At 41.8% G+C, this 24983-nt stretch carries 24 protein-coding genes; 18 read left to right on the top strand and 6 right to left on the bottom strand.

Translation table 11 applies throughout. The features are described 5' to 3' along the window. Window positions 1–46 precede the first annotated feature (46 nt). Window positions 47–502 carry a DUF4870 domain-containing protein gene (locus Q0058_RS13015; RefSeq protein WP_298224635.1) on the bottom strand — a complete coding sequence of 152 codons (456 nt, stop codon included), beginning with the start codon at window positions 500–502 and terminating at the stop codon, window positions 47–49. Window positions 503–658: 156 nt separating this feature from the next. On the opposite strand from Q0058_RS13015, the gene Q0058_RS13020 reads away from it, so the two are divergent. The 9 genes from Q0058_RS13020 to Q0058_RS13060 all read left to right on the top strand — a co-directional run bounded on the left by Q0058_RS13020 (window position 659) and on the right by Q0058_RS13060 (window position 8992). Then, window positions 659–1114, top strand: a complete 456-nt coding sequence (locus Q0058_RS13020) for a DUF4442 domain-containing protein (RefSeq protein WP_298224751.1) — start codon at window positions 659–661, stop codon at window positions 1112–1114. 80 nt (window positions 1115–1194) lie between these two features. After that, window positions 1195–2100 carry a TIGR01777 family oxidoreductase gene (locus Q0058_RS13025; RefSeq protein ID WP_298224637.1) on the top strand — a complete coding sequence of 302 codons (906 nt, stop codon included), beginning with the start codon at window positions 1195–1197 and terminating at the stop codon, window positions 2098–2100. 420 nt (window positions 2101–2520) lie between these two features. Continuing rightward, window positions 2521–3102 (top strand): nucleotide exchange factor GrpE, encoded by a 582-nt coding sequence (locus Q0058_RS13030; protein ID WP_298224639.1) that lies wholly within the window; start codon window positions 2521–2523, stop codon window positions 3100–3102. 48 nt (window positions 3103–3150) lie between these two features. Further along, window positions 3151–4263, top strand: a complete 1113-nt coding sequence (dnaJ, locus tag Q0058_RS13035) for a molecular chaperone DnaJ (RefSeq protein ID WP_298224641.1) — start codon at window positions 3151–3153, stop codon at window positions 4261–4263. 191 nt (window positions 4264–4454) lie between these two features. After that, a complete protein-coding gene (locus Q0058_RS13040) occupies window positions 4455–5375 on the top strand; it encodes an ATP-binding cassette domain-containing protein (protein WP_298224643.1) in 921 nt (306 codons plus the stop codon). A gap of 31 nt (window positions 5376–5406) precedes the next feature. After that, entirely contained in the window at window positions 5407–6708 is a 1302-nt protein-coding gene (locus tag Q0058_RS13045; RefSeq protein ID WP_298224644.1) for an ABC transporter permease, read from the top strand. A 155-nt stretch (window positions 6709–6863) separates the two neighbouring features. Next, window positions 6864–8027, top strand: a complete 1164-nt coding sequence (locus tag Q0058_RS13050) for a sigma-54 dependent transcriptional regulator (protein ID WP_298224646.1) — start codon at window positions 6864–6866, stop codon at window positions 8025–8027. 89 nt (window positions 8028–8116) lie between these two features. Next, a complete protein-coding gene (locus Q0058_RS13055) occupies window positions 8117–8749 on the top strand; it encodes a DEAD/DEAH box helicase (RefSeq protein WP_298224648.1) in 633 nt (210 codons plus the stop codon). Window positions 8750–8773: 24 nt separating this feature from the next. Then, window positions 8774–8992: a DUF2007 domain-containing protein gene (locus tag Q0058_RS13060; protein WP_298224650.1), complete on the top strand. Its 219-nt coding sequence runs from the start codon at window positions 8774–8776 to the stop codon at window positions 8990–8992. Window positions 8993–9040: 48 nt separating this feature from the next. On the opposite strand, the gene Q0058_RS13065 is transcribed toward Q0058_RS13060, so the two are convergent. After that, on the bottom strand, window positions 9041–10318 hold the full coding sequence (locus Q0058_RS13065) for a hypothetical protein (protein WP_298224652.1): 1278 nt from the start codon (window positions 10316–10318) through the stop codon (window positions 9041–9043). A gap of 166 nt (window positions 10319–10484) precedes the next feature. Between Q0058_RS13065 and Q0058_RS13070 the strand changes: the two genes are divergently transcribed. From Q0058_RS13070 to Q0058_RS13080, 3 genes are all read left to right on the top strand, one after another. Further along, window positions 10485–12119 (top strand): ABC-F family ATP-binding cassette domain-containing protein, encoded by a 1635-nt coding sequence (locus Q0058_RS13070; protein ID WP_298224654.1) that lies wholly within the window; start codon window positions 10485–10487, stop codon window positions 12117–12119. Window positions 12120–12124: 5 nt separating this feature from the next. After that, window positions 12125–12742 carry a hypothetical protein gene (locus tag Q0058_RS13075; protein WP_298224656.1) on the top strand — a complete coding sequence of 206 codons (618 nt, stop codon included), beginning with the start codon at window positions 12125–12127 and terminating at the stop codon, window positions 12740–12742. Window positions 12743–12829: 87 nt separating this feature from the next. Then, a complete protein-coding gene (locus tag Q0058_RS13080; RefSeq protein WP_298224658.1) occupies window positions 12830–13909 on the top strand; it encodes a PAS domain-containing sensor histidine kinase in 1080 nt (359 codons plus the stop codon). A 2-nt stretch (window positions 13910–13911) separates the two neighbouring features. Here the strand turns inward: Q0058_RS13080 and Q0058_RS13085 are convergent, their stop codons facing one another. Beyond that, window positions 13912–14742 carry a hypothetical protein gene (locus Q0058_RS13085; protein ID WP_298224660.1) on the bottom strand — a complete coding sequence of 277 codons (831 nt, stop codon included), beginning with the start codon at window positions 14740–14742 and terminating at the stop codon, window positions 13912–13914. Between the two features lie 140 nt (window positions 14743–14882). Here Q0058_RS13085 and Q0058_RS13090 point away from each other — a divergent pair, with 140 nt between their 5' ends. Next, window positions 14883–15755, top strand: coding sequence for a PPK2 family polyphosphate kinase (locus tag Q0058_RS13090; RefSeq protein ID WP_298224663.1), 873 nt, complete (start codon window positions 14883–14885; stop codon window positions 15753–15755). A 98-nt stretch (window positions 15756–15853) separates the two neighbouring features. Here Q0058_RS13090 and Q0058_RS13095 read toward each other — a convergent pair whose 3' ends face one another. The 3 genes from Q0058_RS13095 to Q0058_RS13105 all read right to left on the bottom strand — a co-directional run bounded on the left by Q0058_RS13095 (window position 15854) and on the right by Q0058_RS13105 (window position 18704). Further along, entirely contained in the window at window positions 15854–16372 is a 519-nt protein-coding gene (locus Q0058_RS13095) for a hypothetical protein (protein ID WP_298224665.1), read from the bottom strand. 213 nt (window positions 16373–16585) lie between these two features. Further along, window positions 16586–17611, bottom strand: a complete 1026-nt coding sequence (locus tag Q0058_RS13100; RefSeq protein ID WP_298224666.1) for a T9SS type A sorting domain-containing protein — start codon at window positions 17609–17611, stop codon at window positions 16586–16588. Between the two features lie 37 nt (window positions 17612–17648). Continuing rightward, on the bottom strand, window positions 17649–18704 hold the full coding sequence (locus Q0058_RS13105; protein ID WP_298224668.1) for a T9SS type A sorting domain-containing protein: 1056 nt from the start codon (window positions 18702–18704) through the stop codon (window positions 17649–17651). Between the two features lie 102 nt (window positions 18705–18806). On the opposite strand from Q0058_RS13105, the gene Q0058_RS13110 reads away from it, so the two are divergent. The 5 genes from Q0058_RS13110 to Q0058_RS13130 all read left to right on the top strand — a co-directional run bounded on the left by Q0058_RS13110 (window position 18807) and on the right by Q0058_RS13130 (window position 24807). Continuing rightward, complete coding sequence (locus Q0058_RS13110; RefSeq protein WP_298224670.1) at window positions 18807–20189, top strand: MATE family efflux transporter; 1383 nt, start codon at window positions 18807–18809, stop codon at window positions 20187–20189. A gap of 65 nt (window positions 20190–20254) precedes the next feature. Beyond that, a complete protein-coding gene (locus Q0058_RS13115; protein ID WP_298224672.1) occupies window positions 20255–21157 on the top strand; it encodes a prohibitin family protein in 903 nt (300 codons plus the stop codon). 161 nt (window positions 21158–21318) lie between these two features. Further along, window positions 21319–21546: a hypothetical protein gene (locus Q0058_RS13120; RefSeq protein WP_298224674.1), complete on the top strand. Its 228-nt coding sequence runs from the start codon at window positions 21319–21321 to the stop codon at window positions 21544–21546. A gap of 21 nt (window positions 21547–21567) precedes the next feature. Beyond that, complete coding sequence (locus tag Q0058_RS13125) at window positions 21568–22044, top strand: T9SS type A sorting domain-containing protein (RefSeq protein WP_298224676.1); 477 nt, start codon at window positions 21568–21570, stop codon at window positions 22042–22044. A 3-nt stretch (window positions 22045–22047) separates the two neighbouring features. Then, the gene (locus tag Q0058_RS13130) at window positions 22048–24807 is read left to right on the top strand and encodes a hypothetical protein (RefSeq protein ID WP_298224678.1); all 2760 of its coding nucleotides are present in this window, start codon (window positions 22048–22050) and stop codon (window positions 24805–24807) included. The last annotated feature ends 176 nt before the right edge of the window (window positions 24808–24983 follow it).

Genomic DNA, 24983 nt, shown 5'->3' on the forward strand with positions numbered 1-24983 from the left:
ATTAAAAAGGATTGATTGATTGTAATTGATGATTGAAATTGATTGATTATTTTAAAAAATTGATAGTAAGCGGATATTTAAAGTCATCTCCGTTAGAGGTTTTAAGCGAAGCATAGATGATGAGGATAAACTCCGCGATTTTCATAAAGATAAAAAGGATGACGGCGACGATGGCGATGGTCAGGATTCCGTTGATATCATTAAAGTTGAAATCGTCGAAAACCAAATTGTCATTGCTAATCATGGCTGAAAAACTTGCGTTTCTGACAATCGCGATAATCAATATCGGAATGGCAATCATCGCAAGGAGGCAAGTGTAAACGAATAAGCTCAACTGAAAATTAATGGTTTGTTTTCCTTGTTCGTTTATATAGTCTGATTTGTCTTTATTCGTGCTCCAGATGAGGATCGGAAAAATCAAATTTCCAAAAGGAATAAAATACTGTGTTAAGGTGCTTAAGTTGATTAAAGCCGCTGTACTGTTTTTTGATTGTGTTTCCATGATGATTAAAAGTATATAGTAATTTCTTATGCAAATATATGTTCAAAAACCAATACCTTGTTTCGCATAGTACCATATATTAACAAAATTTTAACAAATTGAAATACATCATTTCTATCAATAAAAGCACTATATTTAGCCAATCATTCCAGTGAAATCAATATGTCAGCATTCAAAACCAATCTTTTTTTATTCTTAAAATTGCCCGCGGCGTTTTGGTGCGGTGTGCGGCTCAAAAACATCAACCAACTGCAATGCATCACTTCGGTTCGCCACCGTTGGTTCAACCAAAATCCTTTTGAGTCGATGTATTTTGCCGTGCAGGCTATGGCCGCCGAACTCTCCACAGGCGCTTTGGTCATGCAATCGATTCAGCAAAGCGGTCAAAAAATCTCGATGCTCGTCGCCAACAACAAAGGCAATTACACCAAAAAAGCTACGGGCAGAATCACTTTCACTTGCCACGACGGACAAAAAGTCAAAGAGGCCATTCGGAAAGCGATCGCCACCGGAGAAGGCCAAACCGTCTGGATGAAATCTATCGGAACCAACGAAAAAGGCGAACAGGTTTCCGAACTCGACTTCGAATGGACGCTCAAAATCAAATCCTGACGCTGCAACAGACGTTAAAGCAAACCTAATTGTGAAAACGTTTCAGTAGTCAATGCCTAACTTTGAATAAAAAGAAAAACATGAGAATCCTTATCACGGGCGCGACAGGGTTAATCGGAACGGAATTGGTGTCACTGCTGTTGCAAAACGGTATCGAAGTGCATTACCTTACGACTTCCAAAAAGAAAATCATCAAGGAAGAAAAATATCAAGGTTTTTTCTGGAATCCCGAGCAGGGCATTATCGATGAGAACAGCCTTTTGGGTGTCGATGTGATTATTCACCTTGCCGGCGCGAGCATTTCCAATCGCTGGACGAATGCCTACAAACAGGAAATCATCGAAAGCAGAATTACTTCCACCAATACGTTATATAAAGTACTAAAGGAAAACCCGAATCAGGTCAAACAAATCATTTCAGCATCTGCCATCGGCATTTATCCTGACAGCGCCACAACAGTCTACACCGAACTTTCAATCGCCAATCAGGATACTTTTCTTTCGAATGTTGTGGTCAAATGGGAGGAAAGCGTCAACAAATTCAAACAGCTCGACATCAAAGTCTGCAAACTCAGGACCGGAATCGTCTTCTCGAAAAAAGGCGGTGCCTTGCAGGAAATGCTCAAACCCATCCGTTACGGATTCGGAGCCGCTTTCGGAAACGGCCACCAGATGACTTCCTGGATTCACGTCCACGATCTTGCAGCCATGTATTTCTTCGCCGCCAAAAACGAATGGGAAGGCATCTACAACGCAGTGTCACCGAATCCGATATCTAATGAAAATCTCACCAAGTTGCTCGCGAAACAATTGCACAAACCGTTATTCCTACCCAACATTCCAAGGTTTGTGATGCGCCTGATTTTAGGCGAGATGCACGAACTGCTGTTTACCGACACGACCGTCAGTGCGCAAAAATCCATCGACAGCGGATTCCAGTTCCAATACCCAACGATCGAAAAAGCACTCAGCGAAATCATCCCATAAAAAAAGCTCCGTCTATAACAAACGGAGCTTTTTCTATAACAAGTGAATTAATAATATTTAGAAGCTTAACGCTAACCTTAAGATTCAATCTCCTGCCCATTTTTCGCAGGCGGGAAACAAACTTAAAGAAAACGAAATCGTTTTAGTCTTAAAATTCTATTAAAATTTTCATTTTAACTTTTACTTCGTACCGTTCGCTTCGCTTGGGTTAGGAGCCGGGAACCTGCTATCCGCTTTATTTTTGCTTGCCTAAAGAAGGCAAACAAAAGATGCCGCTGCTATCAGGGCTAGGGTAGGCGTTCCAAAACTTGCTTTTTCTTTAATTTGGCGACTTCATGTCTTTGCGGCTACTAAAAAAAATCGTGACAATTTGACATTTTTCAACAAATGGCAATACTTTTGCCAATCAGCGGAAAAAAAATGATCAAAAATATATTCAAAAATAAAAGCAAAATGACGACTGAACCTCAAGAGAACGAAGAAGTACTTGACCAAACCACGACAGAGAACCAAGAGCACCACGAGCAAGGCATTGAAGGCGCAGAAGCCTTGTCGCCCGAGCAAAAACTCGAAGAAGATCTGGCCAATGAAAAGGATAAATTCTTAAGGCTTTTTGCCGAATTTGAAAATTACAAAAGACGTACCGCCAAAGAACGTCTCGATCTGTTCAAGACTGCCAATCAGGAAGTCATTCAGGCGATGCTCCCGATCATGGACGATTTCGATCGCGCGATTACGGAAATCAAAAAAACCGACGATAACGTATTATTGGTTGGTGTAGAACTGATTTCAGAAAAACTAAAATCAACTTTATATTCCAAAGGATTGGAAGAAGTTCCGGTAAAAGCCGGCGATATTTTCAACGCCGATTTTGCGGAAGCCATTACCCAAATTCCTGCGCCGTCACCAAACCTCAAAGGAAAAATCGTAGACGTTATCGAAAAAGGCTACAAACTCGGAGACAAAATCATCCGTTTCCCAAAAGTGGTGATCGGAAATTAATACCAATCGTAACCCAAGCCCAGCAAAGGTTCATCGAATATCAAAAACATGAAAAAAGATTTTTACGAAATATTAGGCATCTCAAAGAATGCGACCGAAGCGGAAATCAAAAAAGCTTACCGCAAAAAAGCCATCGAGTTTCACCCTGACAAAAATCCGGGAAACAAAGAAGCCGAAGAAAACTTTAAAGCGGCAGCCGAAGCCTATGAAGTGCTTAGCGACGCGCAAAAGAAAGCCAAATACGACCAATTCGGCCATCAGGCATTTGACGGTTCGGGCGGTTTTGGAGGCGGTCATGGCGGCATGAACATGGACGATATTTTTAGTCAGTTCGGGGATATTTTCGGTGGCGCTTTTGGTGGCCAGTTCGGCGGAAATTCCGGAGGACAACGTCGTGTGAAAGGAAGCAACCTCCGCATCAAAGTCAAACTGACGCTTGATGAAGTTGCGAACGGCGTCGAGAAAAAGGTAAAAGTAAAACGCAAAGTACAAGCGGCTGGGGTTTCCTATAAAACTTGTTCTACCTGTAACGGTCAGGGTCAGGTGATGCGTGTGACAAACACAATCTTAGGGCGTATGCAATCGGCTTCGACTTGTCCGACTTGCGGCGGTTCAGGCCAAATTATTGATAAAAAACCAGCGGAGGCTGATGCGCAGGGAATGATACTTCAGGACGAAACCGTATCGATTAAAATTCCTGCAGGCGTTGTCGATGGCATGCAGCTTAAAGTGGCCAACAAAGGAAACGATGCGCCGGGCAACGGAATTCCTGGTGATTTGATCGTAGCGATTGAAGAACAGGAACACGAATTCCTCAAACGTGAAGGCGAAAACCTCCATTTCGATTTGTACATCAGTTTCGCTGAAGCTGTTTTAGGAGTTTCGAAAGATATCGATGCCGTCAACGGAAAAGTCAGAATCAAACTTGAGGAAGGTATCCAATCCGGAAAAATCTTAAGACTTAAAGGAAAAGGAATTCCGAGCCTCAATGGTTATGGCAAAGGAGATTTATTAGTTCATATCAACGTATGGACGCCAAAGACTCTAAACAAAGAACAAAAGCAGTTTTTCGAGAAAAATTTGACCGACGAAAACTTCATTCCACAGCCCGAAAAAAGCGATAAATCTTTTTTTGAAAAAGTTAAGGATATGTTCTCCTAAATTAAAAAAATATTTTATATTTGATTATTACTAGGCAACTAGTAATTTCTTTTTCATAGCAATTTTTCCCATCCTTGTTGCAAAATAAGGGTGGGTTTTTTTTTGTAACGTTTTGAAACCAACTTCTACTAATTGCCTACTTTTACACATCAAATTCAAAAGCATTAATCCACGAGGCAAATAAAATCAGCATGAGTAATATCCTTGAAGTTCAAAATGTAGTCAAACAATACGGCGAATACGTTGCGCTCAATAAAATATCACTTACTATTCCCAGAGGAAGCATTTACGGACTGCTTGGTCCGAACGGCGCTGGGAAAACTTCCCTGATCAGAATCATCAACCAGATTACAATGCCCGACAGCGGGAATGTCATTTTCGATGGCGAAAAATTACAGCCACATCATGTGCAATATATAGGTTATCTACCAGAAGAACGCGGTTTATACAAATCGATGAAAGTTGGTGAGCAATGCCTGTACCTTGCTCAAATGAAAGGACTTTCCAAAGCCGAAGCCACCAAACAATTACAGTATTGGTTCGAACGTTTGGAAATTCAAGGCTGGTGGAACAAAAAAATTCAGGAACTTTCCAAAGGAATGGCGCAAAAAATTCAATTTGTTGTCTGTGTTTTGCACAAACCCAAGTTGCTGATTTTCGACGAACCTTTTTCAGGTTTTGATCCTGTGAATGCGAGCATCATCACCAACGAAATTTTAGAACTGCAAAGACAAGGTTCTACCATCATATTCTCGACACACCGTATGGAAAGTGTCGAAGAACTTTGCGATCACATTGCCTTAATCCACCAATCCAACAAACTGATTGAAGGCAAGCTTACCGATGTCAAAAAACAATACAGAACCAACAGCTTTGAAGTCGGTATTCTGACGGATAACGTTGAAGGTTTGATGTACGACATCACGCAAAAATTTACCGTCGGCCAAACCAATTTCAAATCGCTCAACGACGAACTCAAACTCGAAATCCAACTCGGGAACAGTGCGCCTAACGAATTGCTGAACTTGCTCACGCAACGCGGACAAGTCACGCACTTCTTAGAGAAAATCCCAAGCGTCAACGATATTTTCATCAAAACAGTCAGTCAATAAATCATAAGATTTCGTCTTAAAATCAAGAAATATGAGCATTCTATCCTTAATCATAAAAAGAGAATTCATAGCCAAAGTGCGCAACAAGTCGTTCATCGTGATGACTTTCCTGAGCCCTTTGCTTTTCGTAGGAATCGCGGTTTTCGTGGGTTATCTGGGTTCGATCAAAGCCGATGTGAAGCAAATCGCCATCCATGACGAAACCGGAATTTTCGCCGGAGAATTCAAGAATTCCGAAGAATACCATTACCTCGATCTGTCGAAAGTCGATATGAAAACCCTCAAAGACAGCATCGTCAGCGAAGGTTACGAAGGCTTGATTTACATTCCTAAAACCGACAGCATCGCAGCGCTTAAAAGTAAAGTACAGTACATTTCAAATGACAGCCCAAGCCTTGGATTTCTTGGCGAAACGGAAGATGTCATCGCCAAAAAAATCACCAAGATCAATTTCGAAAAAGCCAAACTCGATACGATTGCCATCAAAAATGCCGAAGCCGAAGTCAGCATTAGCGTCGCAAAATCATCAGGTGAAGAAACGCTCAAAGGACTCAACGAAATCAAAATCGCGATTGGTGGCGCATTTGGATACCTAATCATGATGTTCATCATCATCTACGGCAACATGGTCATGCGCTCAGTCATCGAAGAAAAAACCAACCGCATCATCGAAATCATCATCTCGTCGGTCAAACCATTCCAGCTCATGATGGGAAAAATCATCGGGACTTCACTCGCGGGTGTTTTACAATTCCTAATATGGGCGATTATCGGTTTAGGCTTGATGTTCGCCGCGTCCACATTTTTCGGAATTAATGCCACGCCAACGGCCAAAGTACCGCCCGAAATGATGCATCAGGCGCAAGAGCAAATGTCTTCGATGCAACTGTATATCAAGGAAATCTGGAACTTACCGATCGCCACAATCTTTATCTGTTTCATCATTTATTTCATAGGAGGTTATTTCCTTTACAGTTCGTTTTACGCCGCCATCGGAGCCGCTGTAGACAACGAAACGGACTCGCAACAATTCCTTTTGCCGATCATCATGCCCTTAATTTTGGGCGTTTACATAGGTTTCTTTACGGTCATCAACGACCCGCACGGCAATATCGCGACCGTATTTTCGATGGTGCCGCTGACGTCCCCGATTGTGATGCTCATGCGAATCCCGTTCGGCGTACCTTGGTGGCAAATCGCCTTGTCTATGATCATCCTGTTCGGTACTTTCTTAGGCGTAGTTTGGTTTGCGTCAAAAATTTACCGCGTAGGAATCTTAATGTATGGCAAGAAGCCAACGTGGAAAGAATTGTATAAATGGCTTAAATATTAGAAGCTAATCCCGCTATACGTTCCCAATCTTTGGTGCTGAACTCCAGCTCCAAAGGATTTCCACTGCTATCGGGGCTAGGGCTATCGATTTTATAGCAACTTTGTGAACTTTGACAAGAAAACTTTGCGACCTTTGCGGTTTAAAAAAACAAACGAATGCCCAAAATACTAATCATCGAAGACGAAGCTTCCATCCGCAGGGTGCTCATCAAAATACTCTCGGAGGAAAACAGCACTTACGAAGTCGAAGAAGCCGAAGACGGTCTCCAAGGCCTGGAAAAAATAAAAAATGCCGATTACGGCCTCGTGCTCTGCGACATCAAGATGCCCAAAATGGATGGCGTCGAATTGTTAGAAGCCGTTAAAAAAATCAAACCCGAAATCCCAATGGTCATGATCTCAGGCCACGGCGACATGGAAACCGCAATACAAGCCATGCGACTCGGCGCTTTCGATTACATTTCCAAACCACCCGATTTAAATCGTCTGCTCAATACCGTTCGCAACGCTTTAGACAAAAAGCAATTGGTTGTCGAGAATAAAATCCTCAAGAAAATCGTCAGCAAAAACTACGAGATGGTTGGCCACAGCGAAGCGATCAACCACATCAAACTGATGATCGAGAAAGTCGCCCAAACCGACGCCCGCGTTTTAATTACCGGCCCCAATGGAACCGGAAAAGAACTCGTAGCGCATCAGTTGCACGAAAAAAGCGAACGCGCCAATTTTCCACTCATTGAAGTCAATTGCGCTGCGATTCCGAGCGAACTCATCGAAAGCGAATTGTTTGGTCACGTCAAAGGAGCGTTTACTTCCGCAGTCCGCGACCGCGCCGGAAAATTCGAAGCAGCCGATGGCGGAACGATTTTTCTGGATGAAATCGGAGATATGAGTCTTGCAGCCCAAGCCAAAGTGTTGCGTGCTTTACAGGAAAATCTGATTCAAAGAGTAGGCGCGGATAAAGACATCAAAGTCAATGTGCGTGTCGTTGCTGCGACCAATAAAGATTTAAAAACAGAAATCGCCGAAGGAAGGTTCCGCGAAGATTTATACCACAGACTTGCAGTTATCCTGATAAAAGTTCCCGGACTCAATGAACGGCGTGATGATATTCCGCTATTGATAGAGCATTTCACCGAAAAAATTGCTTCCGAACAAGGCAACGCTCCAAAATCGTTTACACCGGAAGCCATCACTTTATTGCAGGAATATGACTGGACGGGCAACATCCGCGAACTTCGCAATGTCGTTGAACGCCTTATTATTCTTGGCGGCAGCGAAATTTCAGAAACCGATGTGAAACTGTTCGCGAGCAAATAATCATTGGCTTTAGGCAATAAGCAATAGGCAATAAGCATTGAAACTGCTTTAGCGTATAGTTTACGGCTTAAAGCTTACAACTAAAAAAAATGAACCTAAAAAAAATAAACCCAAACCTACAGCAAGCGCTCATCGAAAGCGGTTTAACCGAAGCGAATCCGATGCAACTGGACACGTTTTCAACTTTGAAAAGCGGCGCTGACTGCGTTATCATTTCACCTGAAAAAACCGGAAAATCAACCACGATTGTACTCAATGTGATTCAGCAATTGGTTGCGGAAGGCGAAGAATCTCCACGCGCGCTCATTATTGTGGAAGACAAAACCAAAGTATTGGAAATGGAAACCGTTTTCGAAGAACTCGGAAAATATACCAACCTTCGCGTTTACGGCGTTCATGACAAAAGTGACCTAGAATACGATAAAAACTACATTTCCACAGGCATCGATGTGCTCATCGGAACACCCAACAGGCTTAACGAAATGTTCTCCACAGCGGGCTATAACGTAAACCGTCTGAAGATGTTCATTTTAGACGACGCCGAACCAATCTTAAGACTGCGTCACGAAACCAAAATCATGCGCATCTCGAACAGCATCAACAAAACGCAGCGCCTTATTTTCGCCGATCAACTTTCGGAACGCGTCGAAATACTGGCAGAAAAAATGCTTACCGAACCGTATTGGTTCGAAATGGAAGACGATGAAGAAACCGAAAACTAACAAAAACGCAAACAAACAACAAACATGGGACTAATGAAAATATTCTCCGGCAGCGAAATTCTCGCGCTGGGTTTACAGGAAAGAATCGAAGCCATCGGCATTGACGTCGTAGCAAAAAACAACATCCAATCCGGCAGATTAGCCGGTTTCGGAACATCGGACCAAGCCGTCGAGTTGTTTATACAGGAAACGAGCTACAGCAAAGCGCTTCCGATTATAGAGGAATTTAGGCTGAGTATTTAGATTTGGGTATTGAACAAACTACCTACAATCATTTTGTTTAAAGCTGCCTTATAAAATTCTGTAACCGAAACTTAAACCAAAACTGTTGTATTTTACTGACCATGAGTCAGTTGATGATAATTTTCGCTCTAAATTATATCTAAATTCAGCACTCATACGTTTATGGGTATAACCAGCTCCTATAGCAGGATTATTTCTACTGTTGATTTTTAAAGTGGCTGAGGCATTCGCTAAACCGTCACTATTGGTGATTTTGATATCGCCAGTGCCTGCCACATCAATGACGTAAGCAATATTGATCGATAATTTTGAAGATTTATTAATAAAGAAATAACGCCTGATTCCTACTGGCACTTCAATAGAGCTGTAGTCGGTTTTAATATTATAATGAACGGGAAACTGATCATTTAGAAATCCAGGATTGTTGATTTTTGAAATGTAGTCTTTTGAAACATCAAATTTTTGATAGGATGGACTTACAAAAATACTCCAAATACCTTTATTAAAAGGCAGGACATATTCTAATTCCAATCCTATTTTGTATATAATTTTATTAGCACTCGTGCCCATTCGAAAGTAATCATTGGGATCCGAAGCTTTAATCGTACCCAGATATAGGCCAGCCTGAACTTTCAGGTTAAAACTATCTCTTTTCCCTTCAAGGATAGCGTTATAATTTTTTGATGTGTTTTCGGAACCATTGCCACTGCAGGCATTATAGTTTGCAAAATGCTTGACCAATGAAGAGCTGTTATATTGCAACTTTTTAAAATTGCTGTCGGACATATTATCGCATTTTACGGCATTCGAGAGTTGTTGCCTAAAATAATTATTTTCTGAAATTCCTTCATCATTAGCTCCATTTCCAGCCATATATCGTATGTAAAGCAATTGCTCAATGGGGCTATTTTTGGTTTCAAAAAAAAACTTGGTCATATTTCCATCAATGTAACTGTATAGATTTGCATTCCCACCGACCAATAAATGAAGGAAAATCGTCTCTGATTTCCATTGTGGGGTTTTAGTCTTCTGCAAATTGCTTGTCTCTGTTTGTGACCGTTCCATATTGACAAGAAAACGTTTGTAGATATTTTCATTATTGATACCAAATTCAGTCACATGCTCGATGGTTTCTACTTTTTTATCAGAATCATTTTCATTCAACTTATAAGTAAATGAAGTCGGATTGCTTCTCCAGTCAAGATTCTCGATGTAACAATCGGTTCTTTTTCCATCATTAGAAATAAAATAGGCTTTTTCAAATACGATTTGCGCATAGCAAAAAGAAGTGCATAAAAAAATCAGGCTTAGAAATATTTTTTTCATTTTCACATTAAGTTTAAATCAGTTGAATTTTGATGATAGTTTTTAGAAATTTTTAACATTTCAAATATATGTAAGTTATTCCTATTAAAAAAAAACCAACAAATCTTTTTGAAACTTTAAGACTTCTATTGTCTATCTTTGCGCCTTTTAAAAACTCACCATCCAAATGATTACAGTCAACGATATCTCCGTGCAGTTTGGCGGAACCACTTTATTCAGCGATGTTTCTTTCGCGATCAATGAAACCGACAAAATCGCCCTAATGGGAAAAAACGGCGCCGGAAAATCGACGCTTTTGAAAATCATCGCAGGGCAGAGCAAACCTTCCACAGGAAATATTTCTGCGCCGAAAGAAGCCGTAATCGCTTATTTGCCGCAGCATTTGTTAACCACCGATAGCGCCACCGTGGTTGAAGAAACTTCAAAAGCCTTCGGGGAAATTTTCAAAATGAAAGAGGAAATCGACGCGATCAACGAACAACTCACGATCCGCACCGATTACGAAAGCGACGAGTACATGAAACTCATCGAACGCGTTTCAGATTTAAGCGAGAAATTCTACGCGATTGAAGAAGTCAATTACGAAGCCGAAGTCGAGAAGATTTTGATCGGTTTAGGGTTTGTACGCGAAGATTTCAACCGTCCGACTTCAGAATTTTCCGGTGGTTGGAGAATGCGCATCGAACTCGCGAAAATCCTATTACAAAAACCAGATTTGATTTTACTAGATGAGCCGACGAACCACATGGATATCGAAAGCATCCAATGGCTCGAGGATTTCCTGATCAATTCGGCGAAAGCAGTCGTAGTAATTTCGCATGACAGAGCGTTTGTCGATAATATTACCAATCGTACAATTGAAGTCACGATGGGTAGAATCTACGATTACAAAGCCAAATATTCGCATTATTTAGAATTGCGCAAAGACCGCAGAATTCACCAGCAAAAAGCCTACGACGAGCAGCAGAAAATGATTGCCGACAACCAGGAATTTATAGACCGTTTTAAAGGTACTTTTTCAAAAACTTTATCGGTGCAGTCGCGTGTAAAAATGCTCGAAAAGATTGTTCCAGTCCAGATTGATGAAATCGATACTTCGGCATTGCGCCTGAAATTTCCGCCGGCCATTCGTTCCGGACAATATCCTGTCATTGTCAAAGAACTTTCAAAATCTTACGGCGATCATATAGTTTTTAAAGATGCGAACATCGTGATTGAACGCGGTCAGAAAGTCGCTTTTGTCGGTAAGAACGGTGAAGGAAAATCGACGATGATTAAAGCCATCATGAAAGAAATCAACATCGACAGTGGTCATGTAGAAATCGGACACAACGCACAAATCGGTTATTTTGCTCAAAATCAAGCCGCTTTGCTCGATGAAAACGCCACCATTTTTGAAACCATCGATGATGTTGCCGTGGGCGATGTGCGGACGAAAATTAAAGATCTTTTGGGTGCGTTTATGTTTCATGGAGACGACGTGACCAAAAAAGTCAAAGTGCTTTCAGGCGGCGAAAAAACGCGTCTGGCGATGATCAAATTATTGCTCGAACCTGTGAATTTGCTGATTCTTGATGAGCCTTCCAACCACTTGGATATGAAAACCAAAGACATCATCAAAGATGCGTTGCGCGATTTCGACGGCACGTTGATACTCGTGTCGCACGACCGTGATTTCCTTGACGGGCTGGCTGAAAAAGTCTTTGAATTCGGGAACAAACGCGTCAAGGAACACTTCGAGGATATCGCCGGATTCTTAGCGCACAAGAAAATGGAAAACCTGCGCGAGATCGAAAAATAAAAATCATGACTGATATTTTACCTTGGATTGGCTACGCGGCATCAGTAATCATTGTGGTTTCGATGATGATGAATTCGATTGTCAAATTTCGTTGGATTAACCTCATCGGCGCGTTACTTTTTTCGATTTACGGCTTTCTGATCGGTGCCATTCCGGTCGGAATTCTGAACGGTATTATTGTTCTGGTTGATGTTTATTATTTGGTGAAAGTGTATTCCAAAAAGGAAGAATTTGAAATCCTCGAAATCAATGCGAACAGCAAATACTTACCACTTTTCTTAAAGTTCCACCAGGCGAGAATTGAAAACTATTGCCCTGGATTTTCATTTGAACCGAACGAGAATACTGTTAGTTTTTTCATTCTGAGAAACATGTCGATTGCCGGATTGTTTCTCGCCAATCGCGAAAACGGAACGATCCTCAATGTCGAACTCGATTACGTATTGCCAGAATACAAGGATTTTAAGAACGGAAAGTATGTTTATTTTACGCTCCGAAGCAAATTCATAGAGGCAGGATTTAAGACCGTCAAAGCCGAAGGCAACAACCAGAATTACTTCAATTACCTCAAGAAATTGGGATTTACGGATACCGGAAACGGAGTGTTTACCAAAGAATTGTAAGCCCGTCACAAATCTGTCCTTTCAAAATCACAAAAAAAAAACCGAACGCTTCAGAAAGCCTTACCTTGTGATTTAAAATCAGAAAGGATGTTTACAGCAGCGAGCGATTTGAAGATTTCCAGAACCGACTTACAAAAGGTAGCCGATTTTTTGCCTTACCCATTCATCATTGCCGAAGACTTTGGCGATACGCACCTGAACACTTATCTCAACGAAAAATTCCTTGAGGAGATTGGATATTCACTCGATGAAATTCCGACGATTGACACTTGGTACGAAAAAGGCTATCCCGATGAAACCTACAGAAATCAGGTCATCAGCAATTGGAACCAAGCCGAGATTGACGCGCAAAACGAGCATAAGGTTTTTGTCAAGATGAAATCGCAGGTAACTTGTAAAAACGGGCATAAACGCTGGTATGAAATCAAGGCATCTGTGATTAGCAAGATTCATGTCGTAGCTTTTGTCGATGTGGATAAAGAAGTGATTTTGCAGGAAGAACTGCGCAACATCAACAGAAACAACGACCGAATGTTGTCGATTCTTGGGCATGATCTCAGAAGTCCTGTAGCGAACCTCATGGCGATTTCATCGATGGCGGCCAATACGGAGCTCACCAATTATGAATTCACGACGATGATGCATCAGATTAATGACCAGTCGGTGCAGGTTTTGGAATTATTAGACCGCACGTTGCGTTGGGCCAAACTCAATTTCAATACGATGCAGCAAAAAAGCGAGGCCATCGATTTCAAAAACATCATTAGCAATGTGCTTGAAATCCATAAGGCGACGCACGAATCAAAAAAAATCGCTATCAAAGTGCAAATCGAAAGCGCGCAAACTGTAGTTTCCGACCCCGAACTCGTGACGATTATCATCCGGAACATCATTTCGAATGCGATAAAATTCACACCCAATAAGGGAACCATAGCCATCAAACTGCATGAAAACGAACTGCAGATCAGCGACAACGGCATCGGCATGACGCCTCAAATGATGGAAGAAATCCTGACAAACACCAACATTTCACGCAGAGGAACGAACAACGAAATCGGCATCGGCATGGGATTGCAACTTGTGAAGAGCCTTACGGAAAAAATCAACTGCGGATTTATTATAGTAAGCGAACCTGATATTGGAACTACGATTCGTCTGGTTTTTTAAAGCTATTTTTGGAGCACCAATTTATAGATCGTCGATTCCGGCGTTTCGGTATCGTTGTCTTCGCAAAGCAAAAATTCAATGCTGTCTTTTGCGTTTTTGTATAAAGTCAAGCCTTCAAATTTTTGAGTTGCCGTGATGGTTTGCGTAAAATCGACGGTAAGCTTTTTGGCGTCGAGGCAACCGATAAGGCTTCCGACGAGCTCGCCGTCTTTGTAAGTTGAATTTGAATCTTCGGCGGCGGCCAGAAAGTAAATTTTGTCTTTGACCAAAACGGCATCGGTGAAGGTGGCCGCTACGTTTTTTAGATTCGGAAGCTTGATTTCTATGAAGGTAACGTCTTGGCTCGCTTCGAGTTTTTTTCCTTTAAGGATGAATAAACCGTTTTTCCCGAGTTTGCCATTGCCGCGCTGGAAGAAAATCCATTGGTTGTCATAAAAGACGACGCCTTCGATGTTGAGTTCTTCTTTTGGTAATTGTACGGCTTTTCGGAACGCGTCGTAAATTGGCGCTAAATTCGTTTCGGTAGTGGTGCCTTTTTTGGGATCGTAAATCGCGAGCCTTTGTCTTTTGGGTTTGGAACCCGAGCCGAACAAATAGATTTTCTTGTCTTTTTGCATGACCGATTCGAAGTCGGATTTTTCTTTTTTCTTGAGGTTTTCCTGGCTGTTGTCGAACAGTTTTATTTTGGAGGTTTTGTTTTCCGCGATATCGTGATGGTACAGAAAAGTGCTGTTGTCGGAAACGATGTAAATAAAATTGTCGTTATAAATCAGTCCGGAAGCCGAACCGAAGCCGATGATTTTGAGCAGGATTTCGAGCGTGAATTTTTGCATAGTGTTGGTTTTGATGACGTTGTCCTAGCCCGGATGGTAGTGGAAATCCTTTAGTGGCGGTGTTCGCCGCTAAAGATTGTATCGTACAGCCGGAAATAGCTCCTAAAAATAATTATATTTACTTAAATAAATGCCCAATTATGGAATCAATTAATCCTGATGATTTTAAAGTAACGCAAGCAATCCGGCTTTCGGAAATTCCGACAAAGCTTGATGTGGTTGCCAGCGATGACGATAAAGAAGAAAAATTAGATAAAGTGCAACTCAAGCTCAGCAAATTTCAGGACGTGATGTACGCGCACAACCGTTACGGCGTGCTGATTTGTCTGCAAGGCATGGACACTTCGGGCAAAGACAGTCTGATCCGTGAGGTTTTTAAGGAACTGAATCCGCGTGGGATTGTCGTACATAGTTTCAAAACACCAAATTCGACGGAACTCGAACACGATTATTTGTGGCGCCATTATCTTGCTTTACCTGAAAAAGGGAAGTTTGCGATCTTCAACCGCACGCATTACGAGAATGTTTTGGTGACGCGCGTGCATCCGGAATATATCTTGAATGAAAATTTGCCGGGCATTGAGAAAGTCGAAGACATTACGCCCGAATTCTGGGAACAACGTATGGAGCAGATCAATAATTTTGAAAAGCATATCGCGCAGAATGGAACCATCGTGATGAAATTTTACCTGCATTTAAGCAAAGAAGAACAACGCGAAAGATTGCTAAGACGACTCGATGAAGCGGATCACAACTGGAAATTCTCACCCGGCGATTTGAAGGAACGCGAACGTTGGGACGATTATATCGGTTGTTATGAAAAGGCAATTAATGCTACTTCGAAACCGCATGCACCTTGGTATGTCATTCCCGCCGATGACAAAGAAATGGCGCGGTATATCGTGGCCAAAATCATTTGGGAAGAAATGCAGAAGCACACGGATATCAAAGAACCCGAACTTGATGATAAAGTCAAGGAAGCCATGGCTTATTTTAGGGAACAATTAAAGTAAACATTGCTAAAAAAAACTTTGCGCCTTTGTAAGAGATGACAATTTCTCACAAAGACGCAAAGCGCAATATATAAAAGAATTAAGTAAGTAACTTGTTTTTAAAGCCTGAAACCATAGGCCAGTCGTACAGCAATGAGTCCGATTCCGTCACCGATTGAACCGTTGTCTTTTAGGTTTGGAAAATCGGCATAGCTTTCATAACGCAGACTGATATCGAGCAAATCGCCACAGATATAGCCCACACTCGGAGAAAGGGTAACTGAGGTTTTTCGGTAGGTGTCGGTCGTTCCGAATGCGGCACCAATTTCGCCCATCGCGTAGAATTTGTTTTCCCAGACGAAGGTTTTGTAGCCTGCTTTCACAGGAATGAAAGCCAAATCGTTGTCATTGCCACTGATCGTAAGATTGGTATAGCCGCTGGTTAAAGTAATCGAATATCTTTTGGAAAGGTCGTACTGCAAACGGATATCGCCGCCATACGAAAAATGATAAGGTTCCTGAAATACATAACCGCCATTGATGCCAAATCCTAAACGGAAGCCTTGGTCGTAATTTTCAGTTTTTGCTTCCTGAGCCTTGATCGTATGGTTGCCCATAAAAAGAACCAGAAGCAGCATTAGTGTTTTTAATTTTTTTGTTGTCAGCATGTTGTAAGATTCATAAGTGAGTGAGTTTAACATCTTGATTCATGGTCAAAATTACTCGATTTGATTGCTGACGGGTTTTATAATTCTTGGGTTTTCTTTTATAATTCACATCAATAGCAGGCATAAAAAAAGTCATCCGATCAGATAGTACTGAAAGGATGACTTTTAATTTTTTTTTGAAGATTAGTTCACGCTGATTTTTTGGGTAAAGCGTTTTCCGTTCTGACTTGTAAGCTCTACGATATAAATTCCAGAAGTATGCAATGGATTGATATTGATATTGTTCTGGGTAGCTTCAATGGTAATGATTTTACTGTCAATCACCGCGCCATTGAGTGCGATAATTTTCAGTGAAGCATTGTCCATCGCAACATTTGAAGTAATTGATAGTTGCCCGTTTTTGGCTTCATTACCTGAGATCGCAATAGTATTAGAATTGAACTGCTCTGTTCCTAGTGAAAAACCTAAGTCAGCCCAAGTTAATGCTAAGCTTAATAAACCAGCATTTCCTGTAGGCATCCCGTTCGTCCAGTTTTGTCTGAAAGACAAGCGGTCTAGGTTACCAGCTTGGTCTAGCCCAACATTGTTAGTAATCGTAGCAGTGCCAGGTTCACCGCCGGCGAATGCAGGATCAATATAAACAGAAATTAAATCGTCATTCGTTCCAGAACCTTGTGTATACTTCACAATGATTAAATGATCTTGATTATAGCCCAAGGCGTTTGAAGTAAAGTTGATTTGGTTTCCGTTAGATCCTTTACTAACGCCCAAGAAAAAAGCACCAGGAGCAGGTGTAGCATACAAACGGAAAGTAGTATTAAAGTTACCGCCGCTCAGGACTCTAAAGAAATCGCTGTTGTTGTTGGCTTGTGCGTTGCTCAGATTTAAGACAAATCCAACATAAAGATCACCTGAAGTTACTGCCGGAAAAGCAGTTCCGCAACCGTCTGAGTCTGGGCTGATTTTTATGGAGTTGATGCTTGACCCATAATCAGGATAGGATACTGGTGTAGCCAAAACATCGGCATTATTAGGAATCGCACCGATAGCAGCTCCCAAACCTCCCGGGTTGGATGAATTATTAGACCAAGTGCCTTGGTTATTTAAGTCGGTTCCTGTAAAATAAGCGGCAAAGTCATCCTGAAAAATATTTTGAGCACTTGCGAATGCTGTTGTAAGTAGTGCTACGAGGATTAGTTTAGTTTTCATGTGTAATTGTTTTTGTTAGTTTTTTTGTTTTTTTTGTTTATTTAGAGATGATTTTAAAAAGATGTTTCTTTCCGGTTTCTTCGGTAATTTGAATAAAGTATAAACCAGTCTCTAATTTAGATTGCAAAGCGATTTGAGAATGGCCCGAAGGAATGGTTTGTATCGTATTTTCGAGCAGACTTCCTGTTGCTGAATATACTTTAAGCTGAGCATTGGTCGAGGTGTTAGCCGAACTAATCTGCAACATGCCACGGTCTAAAAAGCTACTAACTTTGATAGGATTTGCTTCAAATTGATTAACGCTTAACGGGTCAAAGCTTAATCCCTCCCAAGTCGTTGAAACGCTTACTAACCCAGCATAACCTGTAGGCATTGAGGCTGCAACATTATAATTTAAACGAAAAGCCAATCGATCGATGGCGCCATTTTGATCAAATCCAGCGGCAGTGGTAGCTGAAGGTGTCAAAGGTTCACCGGAGTTGTAATCCGGATTCACAAAAACACTGACGACATCATCATTCGCGCCATCCAGGTTAGAATATTTAAGGATGACCAGCACATCATCTCCATAATTGCAAAGGTTGGAACTGTATGCTGTGGCATTAGCCGATGCTCCTTTTCTGATGCCAATGTTGTATCCGAAACCAGCATCTACGACCAGCATTCTAAAAGCCACCTGAGTTGGGTCGCTGTTGATGATTCGCAGAAAGTCTACCGGGGAAGCACTACTCAATGGAGCCGAAGAAAGTTTCAACACCATCCCGACATATAAATCACCATTGGTCACTACGGGGTTTATCGCTCTGGCAACACCATCCTGAACCGAAGCGATGACAATGCTCTTGGAAGCTGTGCCATAATTTAAGTAGCTCAAAGGTTGAGCAACTACTTTGGCACCGCTACACGGTTGCCCTGCACTCAAAGGCAAACAGGCTCCAATACCAACATTCGGAGCAATAGGACTGTTAGACCACGGGCCCTGGCCGCTTAATTCCTGATCTACGGTATAGGGTGAAAAATCATCCTGAAACAGCAATTGTGCTTCTGTATCGCAAAATGCAAACAGAAGCAATAGAAGTAAAATTTTTTTCATGTGTGTTAGTTTAGGGTGTAAATTTAATGCGGAACCTTTATTTAAAAAATTATTTTATAATAAAAGTTTTATCTGACTTACTTTTGCCAAAAAAGTTACACTTTGAATTTAGCGCAATACACGAAAGAATTCTCATACAACATCAAACTTGCTTATCCTGTGATTTTAGGAATGCTCGGCCACACGCTGATTGGTATCGTCGATAACATCATGGTTGGGAACCTCGGATCGACTGAATTGGCGGCGGTTTCTTTGGGAAATAGTTTTATCTTCATCGGAATGTCGATTGGTATTGGATTTTCCACAGCGATTACGCCGATTATTGCGGAAGCCGATGCCGAAAATGATATTAAAAAAATCCGCGAGACGTTCCACCACGGTTTGCTTTTATGCACGATTCTCGGGCTTTCGTTGTTTTCGATGATTGTACTAGCCAAACCTTTGATGTTGCTGATGCACCAGCCTGAAGCGGTTGTGAAATTGGCTGCACCTTATATTGACTGGGTCGCTTTTTCGTTGATTCCGGTGATTGTTTACCAAGGTTACAAACAATTCGCTGACGGTTTATCGTTGACCAAATATTCGATGTACGCGATTTTCCTGACGAACATCGTGCATGTGTTTTTCAATTACGTTTTAATTTATGGCGTTTGGTTTTTCCCAAAATTAGGCGTCGTTGGCGCGGCTTTGGGTACCGTGATTTCGAGAATAATGATGGTCGTTTTTATGCATTACCTTTTGAAATACAATAAAGATCTTGGCGCGTACTTCTCGAAGTTCAGTTTCCGTGAAATTAAAAAAACGGCGCTCAAAAAGATTATCAATCTTGGTTTTCCTTCGGCGATGCAAATGCTGTTCGAAGTGACTTTGTTCACCGCAGCGATTTGGCTTTCGGGTTCGATTGGCAAAACAAGCCAGGCCGCGAATCAGATTGCTTTAACTTTAGCCACCACGACTTTCATGTTTGCGATGGGACTTAACGTCACCGCGATGATCCGCGTGAGCAACCAAAAAGGGCTCAATGATTATAAGAATTTAATTATCGTCGCGCGTTCGATATTTCTGCTGACCATTATTGTCGAGACGATTTTCGCGGTTTTGTTCATCTTACTGCACAATTTCCTGCCGCATCTGTTCCTCAATATGAGCAATTCCGACCTTGCGATTGACAATGCGGAAGTGATTTTGATTGCGTCTCAATTATTGATTGTTGCCGCTGTTTTTCAAATTTCGGATGGCATTCAGGTTGTCGTTTTAGGGGCGCTTCGAGGATTACAGGATGTGAAGATTCCTATGTACATCACGTTTGTAGCGTATTGGATCATTGGTTTTCCCATCTCGATTTATCTCGGATTGTATACTGAACTCAAAGCAACAGGAATCTGGATTGGTTTGCTCGCCGGACTCACCGCCGCTGCTTCATTTCTGTATATTCGCTTTGCGGGATTAACGAAAAAACTGGTGCGCGAAAATCACGCAGAATAAAGTTTCAAGTGAAATGTAACTAAAGCAACATTCTTCCGTAAAAACACCACATTAAAACTCTTAAAATGATACTATTCATTATTATCGGAAGTATTTTATTGATCGCCAGTTTTGGCATCAGCAACAACAGTCCCGTCGCAAAATTTTCGCCTATCTTAAAAAAGGTAGGTTTTTTTATTATCGTTTTGGGCCTTTTCTCTTCAATGTTCAAGCAGATTGATGCTGGAAATGTTGGTGTAAAATCGCTTTACGGTAGCGTGCAACCGGACGTTTTGGAAAGCGGTTTGCATTTGATCAATCCGTTATTGGATATTACGGATTTTGACATTCAGACGCAAAATTATACGATGTCGGCGATTCATGAAGAAGGCGCCAAACAAGGCGATGATGCGATTCGTGTTTTATCCAATGATGGATTGGAAGTAGTCATAGATTTGACGGTTTTGTATCGCGTTTCTCCAGAAGCCGCACCGAAAATTTTCAAACAAATCGGCGTGAATTATACCGATAAGATTGTGCGTCCGGTGACCAGAACGCGTATCCGTGACAACGCTGTTTATTACGATGCGGTGGCTTTATATTCGACCAAAAGGAATGAATTTCAGCAACGTATTTTCAAAACAATTGAAGCGGATTTCAAATCCAGAGGTTTGATTTTAGAGCAATTATTGATTCGGAACATCAATCTGCCGACTTCTGTGAAAGCCTCGATTGAAAGTAAAATTAATGCCGAGCAAGACGCGCAGAAAATGACTTTCGTGCTTCAAAAAGAAAAACAGGAAGCCGAACGCAAAAGGGTAGAAGCGCAAGGTATCGCGGATTACCAAAGAATCATTTCAACCGGATTGTCGGACAAACAATTGCAATACGAACAGATTAAAGCACAGAAAGAACTCGCGGCTTCACCGAATTCCAAAATCATTTTTATGAATGGAAAAAGCGCGCCGGTGATTTTATCAGATAAATAAATTAAGATAGATTCGGTCATTTGAAACCGAATGCCTAGCCCTGATAGTAACGGAAATCCTTTAGTTCTGGCGCTCAGAACTAAAGATTGGGAGTGAATAGCAGGTTCCCGGCTCCGAATCATCAAATAACCGAATAACCGAATAACCAAATCCACACTAAAATGGAATTACCAAAATTTCTCCTCGGTGACAACACCGATTTTCCTGAAGATATCTTCATCATTCACTTGGATTATCCAAGATTCATCATCAACCTCAAAGACGATGAAGTGGAATTTTTAGAAGAAGCCGAAGACCTCGACGAAAGCGAACTCAACGCAGAAATGGAAGGTTTGATCGAACAAGCGAACGAGTTTTACGACCGCGAAGTGAAGCGTTACGAGGAATGATGCCGAAGTAAATATATTTTTATGAAATTAAAACTGCTTTTGTTTTTCTGCATTGTTTTGGCGCAAAATGAAACCTTTTCCCAACAAAACGTTGTGGCTGCCGGTGGCAATGCGCAATCTGCAAGCGGTTCTGTAAGCTATTCCGTGGGTCAGATTGATTATACGACTTCGATTGGCGGTACGATTTCCGTGGCGCAAGGCGTACAGCAACCTTTTGAGATTTCTGTATTGGGCAACGATGCATTCCTTGACATCAATCTGGCTTTTGTCGCCTATCCGAATCCGACGGCTGATGTTTTGGTGCTCAAAAGCATCAATTATAGTATCGACAATCTTTCGTACAAACTTTTTGATCTTAACGGACGTTTGCTGCTTGAGGCAAAAATAACGGCAGATGAAACCTTCATTTCGATGGGGAACAGACCTTCCTCAAATTATTTCGTGTATGTTTTTGATGGAAACAGAAACATAAAAACCTTTCAAATAGTAAAAAAATAATCCATGAAAAAAGTCATTACTTACGTTTTCTTTCTTTTGATTTCCGCACTCACTATCGCACAAGCGCCGCAAAAAATGAGCTATCAGGCCGTGATAAGAAACAGCAGCAATGCGCTTTTGGCTTCAACGAATATCGGCATGCGGATCAGTATCTTACAAGGCTCGCCTTCGGGCAGTTCGGTTTATACGGAAACGCAGACGCCAACCACAAATGCCAATGGATTGGTAAGTCTTGAAATCGGTAGCGGAGCTGTGGTTTTTGGAAATTTTTCGACGATCAATTGGGCCAACGGACCGTTTTATATCAAGACAGAAACCGATCCTGCGGGCGGCACGAATTATACCATTGCGGGAACAAACCAATTGTTGAGTGTTCCTTTTGCTTTGTATGCGCAGAAAAGCGGCAATGGGGAAGCCAATGGTAACGCGGTCGGCGACATCAAATATTGGAATGGGACTTCATGGGTGCTTTTATCCATCGGGCAACCTGGGCAAGTTTTAAAGGTAACGCCAACCAATATCCCGGAGTGGTCAAACGGACAAACATCGGGTACTTTGTCAAGCGTATCAACCAATAATGTGTCGAATGTACTTGCGCAACAGGCTACCATTGAAGGGAATGTCGCCAATGGCAATGGCGAATTGGTCATCACCCGCGGATTCTGTTACGCCACGACAACCAACCCGACGGTTTCGAATTCGGTGGTTACTTTTGGAACTGGCTTGGGTACATTCTCGGGAGATCTTACAGGTTTGAATGTAAGCACGACTTATTACGTCAGGGCTTTTTCAACGACGATTGCAGGAACGGCTTATGGAAATGAACTGACCTTTACGACCATGAGTGGCATCGTCCAGCTTTCGACTACTGTTGCTACGGATATTTTAGGTTGTTATGCCAGTTCGGGAGGAACGATTATTACAGAAAACGGATCAGCGGTAACAAGCTCGGGCGTTGTTTTTGGTACCTCTCCGAATCCGACGACACTCAATAATGTTGCAAGCTCCAATGGAGGCACGCCTTTTACGGTACAATTATTCACGACGAATCCCAATACGCTTTTTTATTACAGGGCTTTTGCTGAAAACGCTACAGGGACCTATTACGGAAATCAATTGAGTTTCACCACTCAAAATATCACGACAACCGTTACGACTATGGTAGCTACAGCTATTCAAACATGTTCGGCGAATGTCGGATTGACTGTGACCTCGAGTAATATATCAGCAGTGCAATCTCAGGGAGTTTGTTTCGCAACCACACAAAATCCAACGGTCAATAATAGTTTAGGTACTGATAACGGAAGCAGTTACACTTTAAGTAATTTACTTCCGAATACGGTTTATTATGCCAGAGCCTATGCGACAACCTGTGCGACCACAACTTATGGAAACCAAATCAGTTTTACGACAAAACCAAACACAACAGTAGTTACGACTACAGCGGTGACAGGACTCAATGCTTGTTCGGTAACATTCAATGGAAATTATACCACCAATACAGGAAATGATATCAACAGTATAGGTTTTTGTTATGGTAGAAATCCAAACCCAACACTTGGCATTGACGACAATATAGGCACTAGTATCACCAATAATTTTTCTGCCCAGATGAATTGCCTGATTCCGGGCACCACTTATTATGTGAGGGCATTTGTTCAAAATTGCGTTGGAACTACATATGGCGCACAAGTAACTTTCACCACGCCGGCTGCAATAAATCCGGTGGTTACCACCAATTTCAACGGAGAAGTACACAGTTGTTTTACGGATCTTCCGCTTCCGACGGTGAACAGCACAGATGCAAAATGCTACAACACCACAGGGATTTGTTTTGGTTTGACCGCCAATCCTCAACTTTTTGACACCAACGGTTATCTTCCCTATTCGAGTGCAGATTTTTATCGATTGTCAAACTTATCTCCACAAACCATATATTATGCACGGGCTTATATAAGATTATGTGATGGTACAACGGTTTATGGAAACCAGATTACCTTTGCGACACCTCCGAAAGTCACTTCGATTACAACCAATGCGGTTACCAATATTACTTCAGGTACAGCAAAGCTGAATGCCGTAACGATTGGAAACAATATCGATAATGTGACCTCGGGTATTTGTTATGGGTTGAGTCCGAATCCGACAAGGTTAACTGATGATACCGATGTCTCTTCATCGACATTCGGAAACACTTATGATTTAGATATACAAAACCTCACAGCCAATACGACTTATTATGCTAGAGCCTACGCAAGATTTGGTTACGATGGAAATTGCCCTGAAATCCTCTATGGAAATCAGGTTACTTTTACAACCGGACCGGCAACACCGCATGTAGTAGGCCAGAATTTTGATGGCGGCATCATCATTTGGCTCAATGCAGCAGGAACAAGCGGACTCATTGCGGCCACAACCGATCAAGGCTTTGGAATTTGGGGGTGCGAAGGAACAAACATCACAGGAACAAACACAACACAAGGAACAGGTCTGGCGAATACGAATGCCATTGTTTCAGGTTGTGCCGGGAATCATGCTGCTAAAATTTGTAATGATCTAGTGCTTAATGGAAAAAGCGATTGGTACCTGCCGTCCGAAGCAGAATTGATTTTGATTGGTCAATTGAATTATTTCCCACAAGGAAATTACTGGAGTTCCTCACAACTCAATGCGTCACAGGCCAAATTCGTAAACGGAATTACGCCGGGCATCTCAAACAAATCGGAAACGAATTTCAAGATCAGGGCGATCAGGAGTTTTTAAAATACCGGTTCAGAAATTGTAAAATCGTCTTCCAAACATCCGCAATACCATCGCTGGCGTCGGAAATCTTCAACAACAGAAAGAAGCCTAAGACCTCGACGAAAGTGAACTTAACGCCGAAATGGAAGGTTTGATTGAGCAAGCGAATGCGTTTTACGACCGCGAAGTGAAGCGGT

The organism is Flavobacterium sp., from assembly GCF_027484705.1.
Taxonomy (GTDB): Bacteria; Bacteroidota; Bacteroidia; order Flavobacteriales; family Flavobacteriaceae; genus Flavobacterium.